Origin of the sequence: Ferrovibrio sp. (assembly GCF_002796975.1) — a bacterium.
In the GTDB taxonomy this organism is placed as follows: domain Bacteria; phylum Pseudomonadota; class Alphaproteobacteria; order Ferrovibrionales; family Ferrovibrionaceae; genus Ferrovibrio.
The window spans coordinates 595,383-602,474 of record NZ_PEKV01000005.1; the positions used below are offsets into that span (position 1 = coordinate 595,383).

The 7,092-nt window shown below is 60.5% G+C and carries 9 protein-coding genes; 6 read left to right on the plus strand and 3 right to left on the minus strand.

All coding sequences use genetic code 11. The features are described 5' to 3' along the window. Nucleotides 1-732 (plus strand): AMP-binding protein (locus tag CTR53_RS07770; protein WP_290810897.1); only part of this gene is annotated, 732 nt, incomplete at its 5' end. Nucleotides 733-787: 55 nt separating this feature from the next. Here CTR53_RS07770 and CTR53_RS07775 read toward each other — a convergent pair. Both CTR53_RS07775 and CTR53_RS07780 read right to left on the minus strand, forming a co-directional pair. Continuing rightward, entirely contained in the window at nt 788-1,237 is a 450-nt protein-coding gene (locus CTR53_RS07775) for a response regulator (RefSeq protein WP_290810900.1), read from the minus strand. Nucleotides 1,238-1,478: 241 nt separating this feature from the next. Then, nucleotides 1,479-1,862, minus strand: a complete 384-nt coding sequence (locus CTR53_RS07780) for a hypothetical protein (RefSeq protein WP_290810904.1) — start codon at nt 1,860-1,862, stop codon at nt 1,479-1,481. 177 nt (nt 1,863-2,039) lie between these two features. On the opposite strand from CTR53_RS07780, the gene CTR53_RS07785 reads away from it, so the two are divergent. Further along, a complete protein-coding gene (locus CTR53_RS07785) occupies nt 2,040-2,552 on the plus strand; it encodes a hypothetical protein (RefSeq protein ID WP_290810907.1) in 513 nt (170 codons plus the stop codon). Nucleotides 2,553-2,701: 149 nt separating this feature from the next. Here the strand turns inward: CTR53_RS07785 and CTR53_RS07790 are convergent, their stop codons facing one another. Then, nucleotides 2,702-3,628, minus strand: a complete 927-nt coding sequence (locus CTR53_RS07790; RefSeq protein WP_290810910.1) for an MBL fold metallo-hydrolase — start codon at nt 3,626-3,628, stop codon at nt 2,702-2,704. Between the two features lie 255 nt (nt 3,629-3,883). Between CTR53_RS07790 and CTR53_RS07795 the strand changes: the two genes are divergently transcribed. From CTR53_RS07795 to CTR53_RS07810, 4 genes are all read left to right on the plus strand, one after another. Continuing rightward, nucleotides 3,884-4,738, plus strand: coding sequence for a branched-chain amino acid ABC transporter permease (locus CTR53_RS07795; protein ID WP_290810913.1), 855 nt, complete (start codon nt 3,884-3,886; stop codon nt 4,736-4,738). A 15-nt stretch (nt 4,739-4,753) separates the two neighbouring features. Continuing rightward, entirely contained in the window at nt 4,754-5,830 is a 1,077-nt protein-coding gene (locus CTR53_RS07800) for a branched-chain amino acid ABC transporter permease (RefSeq protein WP_290810916.1), read from the plus strand. Next, complete coding sequence (locus tag CTR53_RS07805; protein WP_290810919.1) at nt 5,827-6,585, plus strand: ABC transporter ATP-binding protein; 759 nt, start codon at nt 5,827-5,829, stop codon at nt 6,583-6,585. Before CTR53_RS07800 ends, CTR53_RS07805 begins: the two co-directional genes overlap by 4 nt. Nucleotides 6,586-6,640: 55 nt before the next feature. Further along, on the plus strand, nt 6,641-7,092 hold a 452-nt coding region (locus CTR53_RS07810; RefSeq protein WP_367158957.1), incomplete at its 3' end, for an ABC transporter ATP-binding protein.

The window sequence follows — 7,092 nt, forward strand, 5'->3', positions numbered from 1 at the left end:
GGCGGTTCGGCCGCGCCGCGTGCGATGATCGAGCGCTTCGCCAAGCAGTTTAACTGCTTCGTGATCCATGCCTGGGGCATGACCGAGATGTCGCCGCTCGGCACCACCGGCAACATGCTGAAGAAACATGCCGAGCTGCCGCTGGAGAAACGCCTCGACATCCAGTCGAAGCAGGGCCGCACGGTCTACGGCGTCGAGATCAAGATCACCGACGACGAGGGCAGGGAACTGCCGCGCGACGGCAAGGCGTTTGGCGATGTCCGGGTGCGCGGCCCCTGGATCACGCGCGGCTATTTCCGCGGCGAGGGCGGCAACGTGCTCGACAAGGACGGCTGGTTCACGACGGGCGACGTCGCCACGCTGGACGAAGACGGCTACATGCAGATCACCGACCGTTCGAAGGACGTGATCAAGTCGGGCGGCGAGTGGATTTCCTCGATCGACCTGGAGAATGCCGCGGTCGGCCATCCCGCCGTGCAGGAGGCCGCCGTGATCGGCGTGCATCACGAGAAGTGGCAGGAGCGCCCGCTGCTGCTGGTGATCAAGAAGGCCGGCCAGGAAGTGACGCGCGACGAGATGCTGCAGTTCCTGGAAAGCCGCGTCGCCAAATGGTGGCTGCCCGACGATGTGGTCTTTGTCACTGAGCTGCCGCATACCGCCACCGGCAAGCTGCTGAAGGTGAAGCTGCGCGAGCAGTTCAAGGACTACAAGCTGCCCACCCCCGGCGCGTAAGCGCGCCGCGCGGGAGAACAGGGAAGGGCTGCAGCGATGCGGCCCTTTTCCTTTTTCAGTGCCTGCGGGGGTTGCCGTCGTTGCGGTCGCGCGCCGCCAGCAACTGGCGGATGCGGCGCTCGACCTCTTCGGAGTCGTAAGGTTTCGGCAGCAGCGGCCCGTCATGGCAGAGGTCGGCGGCCTTCTGTGCGGCGTTGCTGGCGGCGCCCGAGGTGAGAATCACCTGCACGTCGGGGCGGTTCTGCCGCACCCATTGCGCCAGGCCGAACCCGTCCATCTCGCCCGGCATCTGGATGTCGCTGAACACGATGTCGACCTCGATATCGACCTTGAACAGCGCCAGCGCTTCCCTGGCGCTGCCGGCCTCGATCACCATGAAGCCGCAGTCGCGCAGGTATTCGGCGACCACCATGCGGACCAGCACTTCGTCCTCCACCACCAGCACCACCGGGCGGTCGTCTTCAGCATCGGTCGAGGACTGGAGGTCACGGGCGGCTGCCAACATCGCGGAGTTCCTGACTGACTGGAAACGGACGGACGGACGGCCGAATCACCGGATTTTGAGCAGAATGCACAACCCCGCCGGCCCTGTCCTGCAATAATTCTGCTACATGCGCGGTTTGTTCGGGCTTATCCGGTATTTAGGCTGTTTTATCAGATACTTAGACTGCCTTATCAGGTGCTTGTCCCGCCTTGTGGCGTGCTTGTTTCGGCTTATGACGTGCTTATACGATGCTTATTTTGTCTTATTTTTGCTTATTCGGCTGAAGTCCTGATCTCCGGATGGTCAGCCACACAGATACGCCTTTTCTTCGATGGGCCATAGCCTCTCTGCCAGAAAAGCTATGTTCAGAAAGAGCGCGGATTTCGATGATAGCTGCGCTCGAAGGAAACAGATTCTCTGAATACGCATCGGGGCGCCTACCTGTTGCCGCAATTTCCGGTCCGACTTCCAGCCGGGCAACGTTCGATATTGCCCATAAAAGAGAAATTTCCGCTTCAGCAGATAGAGTTGCATCTGTGTTTTCGCTGTCCAAATGTCGTCGCAACTCGCCGATTTTCGTTTGATCCGCATGCGCGGTCAGGTCATCCAACATTCTATATAAGCGGCGTCTGGCAAAGATCGGCATAGCGTACTCGCCACGGCTCCTTGATTAATGCCCAGCGTCGGGATCGTTGGAAAAGCCTGCGTAAAATATGCGCACGTTTTGATGATCTCAGTTTTGATAATTTTCCTACAAAATAAACCTCTTTTGTTCTATAATGAAAATGACGTAGCTGCATACATTTGTAGGCAGCCGGCCCTCATGATACGCACTGCCAACATCATATCGGCTAAAGCTGATCAGAAAAGAAGCGGTACTGGGGAGCACCTGCATTTCGAATTTGGAGAGAGAAGCTACTACGATGATAGGCACAAATATCATCGCGAACGTTGTGTTGATCCGAAATTTAAAATGACCCCAGAAATGAGTTCGTTAATCCAAAATTGGATTCCTTTCGACCCAGCGAAATCTCCGTCGGGTGCGCTTGTTTTACAAGAAGGAAAGACGCAGGTCGCGGTGACATGGGGGAGTCGGGCGCACCGGCATTTCCGTGTCTTTTCCAGGATGCCAGCAGTCGCATACGATCTTGAGGACAATCCCATATATAAAGCGCTCAAGAAAAAGCGCTCTCAGGTGGTTGGCTCTGAAAATCGTGTCTTACGCTGCATCTTTTTGTTCGATGCTGGATGTGGATTACGCCCAAGTATGCGTTTGCTGTTTTGTGGCTTCTTCAGAAATTTGGAATTAATCACTCACCCAGTTTCTTCAAGGTAAATTTGAAGAAAGACAAATAATAAACGAGACTTCAAGGAGATGTCCGCCAATCGAATCCCCATTTTGTGGCCCGCGTTATCTTCATCGCAACGGAAGATGGCGGTTAGGTTGGGGCATCTTCCACCCAAGTAATTGTGAGGCTCACCTAATTACGCCACCCGATACACCGCTGCCTCATCGGCCTCACCGCCACCGTCGACCGCCACGCGCCCATCACCCACCATATGGATCAGATGCGCCAGCACCGAGCGCGCTGCCGCGGGGTGCAGATACTTCGGCACCTCGGCATACATCACCGTCACCATCTGCGGGATGGTCTGCGGGCCGTTCTTCGTCAGGCAGTCCACGATCTGCGCCTCGCGCGCCTCGCGATGTTTGATCAGTTCGCGCACGAAATGCTGCGGCGAGTGGCCGGTGTTCATCGCGTCGATCGGCGCGCCATGCGTCGGGTAGTAGCGCACGTCGTCGCGCGGCAGCAGTTTTTTCAGGCTGGCGTAGTAATCCGTCATGTTGCCGTCGGGCGGCGAGATCACCGTGGTCGACCAGCCCATCACATGGTCGCCGCTGAACAGCGCCTTTTCCTCGTGCAGTGCGAAGCAGAGATGATTTGAGATATGGCCCGGCGTGTGCAGCGCCGTCACCGTCCAGCCCTTGCCGCGGATCACCTCGCCGTCCGTCACGACATGATCGGGCACGAAGTCGTGATCGCCGCCTTCCTCCACCACCACGCCGTCGACGGTTTTTGCCGGCGGATGCGGGCCGAAGCCATAGGTCGGCGCGCCGGTGCGCTGTTTGAGCAGCCGGGCGCCCGGCGAATGATCGCGATGGGTATGGGTGATCAGGATATGCGTGACGGTTTCGCCGTCGAGATTCTGCAGCAATGCCTCGATATGCGCCGCATCGTCGGGGCCGGGGTCGATCACCGCCACGCCATCCCTGTGGCCCAGAATATAGGTGCCGGTGCCGTGGAAGGTGAAAGCCGAGGGGTTCGAGGCAATGACGCGCCGCACAAGCGGAGAGAGTCCGCTGACCGTGCCATAGGAAAATTGCAGATCTTTGACGAAGGGAATGGACATGCCGGTTCCTTGGGGCAGGCAGCTTTTGCAGGCGAAACGCGGGCAGTTCCGGGAACAGGTCCGGGGCGCGCCGCCGGAGTGTAGGCGGGGTTCAGCAGGAGCGAAAATTGACGCTACGTCAAGTGATTAGCATTCACCCGAGCGCGAAAGCGATTGACCTGTGCGTCACCCGTTTCATAATCTCGGCATAACCAGGGCGGCATCCAGAATCGCCTTTATCATTTGGGAGGATGGACTCTGTCCGAGATTGTCCAGTTGCTGCTGAACGGGCTGGCGGCAGGCTGTATTTACGGCCTGGTCGCACTCGGTTTCGTGCTGATCTACAAAGCCACCGAAATGGTGAACTTCGCCCAGGGCGACCTGCTGATGCTGGGCGCCTTCATGGCCTTTGCGCTCATCGAGCACTATGGCCTGAACTACTGGGCTGCCTTCCTTGGCGCCGTGCTGTTCATGGCCGTGTTCGGCTACCTGCTCGATACGGTGATCCTGCGGCAGGTGATCGGCCAGCCGCAGTTTGCCGTCGTCATGCTCACCATCGGCCTCGGTTTCCTGTTCCGCTCCGGCGCCTCGATGATCTGGGGCACCGAGACGCGCGCCTTCGCCACGCCGTTTACCGACGGCGTCACCCGGGTGGGCGGCTTCGTGATCGCCGACGTCAACCTCTCCATTGTCTGCGGCACGGCGATCCTCTGCGGCCTGCTGTACGCCTTCTTCCGCTTCACCCGCATCGGCGTCGCTATGCAGGCGGCCTCGCAGAACCAGCTGGCGGCCTATTACATGGGCATCCCGGTGAAGATGATCTTCTCTCTCGTCTGGGCGATTTCGGCCGGCGTGGCGGCTGTCGCCGGCATCCTGCTGGCGCCGGTGTCGCTGATCGACGTCACCATCGGGCTCATTGGCCTGAAAGCCTTTGCCGCAGCGGTGCTGGGCGGGTTCGGCTCGATCCCGGGCGCGGTGTTCGGCGGCCTGGTGATCGGCGTGATCGAGCAGTTCTCCGGCATCTACCTGCCGGAAGGCTTCAAGGATGTCGCGGCCTATATCGTGATCCTGCTGGTGCTGTTCGTCCGGCCGCAGGGTCTGTTCGGCAATATCGGCCGCAAGCGCGTGTAAGGGCAGGGACAGATCATGCGCTTCTTCTTCAAGACCGATTACAACCAGGACATCAACCTGTTCCGCGACGGCGTGGACCGCTTCTGGTACGGGCTGCTGATTGCCGTCCTGCTGGCCGCGCCCTTCCTGCTGGAAGATTTCTGGCTCGGCGAGATTTCCTATGTCTTCATCCTGGCCATCGTCGGCATCGGCCTGATGGTGCTGACCGGCTATACCGGCCAGGTGTCGCTCGGCCATGCCGCCTTCCTCGGCATCGGCGCCTATACGCATTCGGTGCTGCTCAATCTCGGCGTGCCGTTCTGGATCTCGATCCCGGCGGCCACGCTGCTGTCGGCGCTGATCGGCGCCCTGATCGGCCGTCCGGCGCTCAGGCTCACCGGCGTCTACCTCGCCATCGCCACGCTCGCCTTTGCCTTCATCATCGAGCAGATCCTGATCCGCTGGGAGCATGTCACCGGCGGCTTCAAGGGTTTTCCCGTGCCGCGGCCGGAAGTGCTGGGCCATTCGATGGTCGAGGACGTGCCGTTCTACTACATCACCTTCGGCGCGCTGGTGCTGGCGGTGCTGGTGGCGCTCAACCTGCTGCGCTCGCCCACCGGCCGCGCCTTCGTCGCCATCCGCGATTCCGAGATCGCCGCGCAGTCGATGGGCGTCAACCTTGCCGCCTACAAGACGCTGGCGTTTTCGATCTCGGCCGGTTTCACCGGTTTCGGCGGCACGCTGTTCGCCCACAAGATCGGCTACCTGGCGCCGGACGCTTTCAACATCCTGCTCTCGATCCAGCTGCTGCTGATGGTGGTGGTCGGCGGGCTCGGCTCGCTGCATGGCGCGATTTTCGGCGCCATCTTCGTCGGCTCGCTGCCGCAGCTGATCGCCATCCTGCGCGACTACCTGCCGGAAGGCATCGCGCGCCAGCCCGGCCTGGAGCCCGGCATCTTCGGTCTTATCCTGGTGTTCTTCATCCTGTTCGAGCCGCTCGGCATCTACGGCCGCTGGCTCAAGGTGAAACTCTATTTCTCGCTCTTCCCGCTCTACAAGAAGGCGACCTTCAAGCGCCAGAAGACCTACACCAAATCGGAGCGCAACCGGTGACGCTGTTTCAGGCCGATAACCTCGCCATCAACTTCGGCGGCATCAAGGCGGTCGACGGCGTCAGCTTCGACGTGCAGAAGGGCCAGGTCTTCACCATCATCGGGCCGAACGGTGCCGGCAAGACCACGGTGTTCAACCTGATCAGCCGCATCTACGACCCGACCAGCGGCGTGTTGCGCTTCGAGGGCAACGACATCACCGGTGTGCCGCCGCACAAGATCGCCGCCATGGGCATCGCGCGCACCTTCCAGAATATCGAGCTGTTCGAGCATGCCACCGTGCTGCACAATCTGCTGCTCGGCCGCCATGCCCATCGCGGCGGCAATCTGGCTTCGCAGCTGCTGTTCCTGCCCAGCGTGCGCAAGATGGAGCTGGAGCATCGCGAGAAGGTCGAGCATGTCATCGACTTCCTCGACCTGCAGCATTACCGCGACACCTATATCGTCAATCTGCCCTACGGCGCCCGCAAGGTGGTGGAACTGGCGCGTGCGCTCTGCACCGAGCCGAAGCTGCTGCTGCTGGACGAGCCGTCCTCGGGTCTCAATACCGAAGAGACCGAGGACATGGCCTTCTGGATCCACGACATTCGCAATGAACTCGGCATCACCGTGCTGATGGTGGAACACGACATGACCCTGGTGAACGAGGTGTCGGACCGCGTGCTGGCGCTGAATTACGGTCGCGTGCTGGCGCTCGGCACGCCTTCGGAGGTGCAGAGCCATCCCGAAGTCGTCAAAGCCTATCTGGGAGACTGAGATGGCTGTGAATACTGTGGGGCAGACCATCGAACAGAAGCTGGCCAATCCGCCGGTGCTCAAGCTCGCCAATATCGAGACCTTCTACGGCCCGATCATGGCGATCCGCGGCGTCAGCCTGGAAGTGCCCGAAGGCAGCATAGTGACGGTGCTCGGGGCGAACGGCGCCGGCAAAACGACGATCCTGAAGACGATTTCCGGCGTGATGGACCCGCAGAAGGGCAGCGTCGTCTTCCAGGGCCAGGAAATCCAGAAGACCGACCCCGACAAGGTGATGCGTCTGGGCATCGGCCATGTGCCGGAGGGCCGCGAGACCTTCCCGTTCCTCACTGTGCGGGAAAACCTGATGATGGGCGCGTTCACGCGCAAGGATGCCGATGGCGTCGCCAAAGACATGGAGATGGTCTACGGCTATTTCCCGCGCCTGAAAGAGCGCGAGAACCAGCCGGCCGGTTCGATGTCGGGCGGCGAGCAGCAGATGCTCAGCATCGGCCGCGCGCTGATGGG

Coding starts and splice junctions, on each gene's coding strand:
- CTR53_RS07785 (WP_290810907.1), top strand. CDS start 2,040: ATGATACGCACTGCCAACATCATATCGGCTAAAGCTGATCAGAAAAGA.
- CTR53_RS07800 (WP_290810916.1), top strand. CDS start 4,754: ATGCGCTTCTTCTTCAAGACCGATTACAACCAGGACATCAACCTGTTC.
- CTR53_RS07775 (WP_290810900.1), bottom strand. CDS start 1,237: ATGTTGGCAGCCGCCCGTGACCTCCAGTCCTCGACCGATGCTGAAGAC.
- CTR53_RS07780 (WP_290810904.1), bottom strand. CDS start 1,862: ATGCCGATCTTTGCCAGACGCCGCTTATATAGAATGTTGGATGACCTG.
- CTR53_RS07790 (WP_290810910.1), bottom strand. CDS start 3,628: ATGTCCATTCCCTTCGTCAAAGATCTGCAATTTTCCTATGGCACGGTC.